At 74.1% G+C, this 788-nt stretch carries 1 pseudogene; it reads left to right on the forward strand.

The features are described 5' to 3' along the window. A pseudogene (locus tag IH13_RS41420) lies at positions 1–282 on the forward strand (arsenical-resistance protein); the annotation flags it as partial. Positions 283–788 lie beyond the last annotated feature (506 nt).

Raw genomic sequence — 788 nt, forward strand, 5'->3', positions numbered from 1 at the left:
CTCCCTGCCGATCATGCTCGGTCTGCTCGTGATGACGTACCCGGTGCTCGCCGGGGTTCGCTGCGGTCGGACCGGCACCGTCACCGGCGACGAGAAGCTGATGGTGTCCTCCTCGGTCATCAACTTGATCGCCGGTCCCGCGGTCGTGTCCGCCCTGGCGTGTATCTTCCTGCCGGACCTGCCCGAGTACCGCGCCTGCGTGATCGTCGTCGGCCTCGCCCGCCGCACTGCCATGGTCATCGTCTGGAACGACCTGTCTGCGGCGATCGTGTGGCCGCCGCCGGCCGGATCATCTACCGCGTCCGCGACGTCGAGGACCCGGCCGTACGCGTCCGGTTCCTACGGCCGTGCCCCGACGTGCCGGCCACGACCCGGCGAGGAGCGTTCGGCCCGTGGCCGCCGCACTCGCAGGGGCCACGGATTCCGCCGACCGCGTCGGGCTCACCCTCCCGGGACCGGGGTCTGCGGCGGGGGGGTGCTGCGTGACACCGGAACCCGCCCTGGTCCGGCTCGGCGCCGGTGCCCCCGGCGCCGGCGTGGCCCTGGCCGCTGACGGAGCGTCGGCGGACGGCTGCTGCGGCTCCTGACCTGCCTCGACCCACCTACGCGCGGGGCCGTGAACAGGCAGGGAGTCCGGTGGTCCGGTGGCGGCCCCGCGCCGCGCTTCCCGGATCGGTGGGAGCAGTCCGCGCCACCGTGAGCGACGGCGCGTTGAGCCGGACCGATCCGTCCGGTCCTCGCCATGCCGTCCCGTGACTGCGTTTCCCGGTGCGGCCGTGGTGGCCGCC

This window comes from Streptomyces sp. NRRL WC-3549 (assembly GCF_000721935.1).
In the GTDB taxonomy this organism is placed as follows: domain Bacteria; phylum Actinomycetota; class Actinomycetes; order Streptomycetales; family Streptomycetaceae; genus Streptomyces.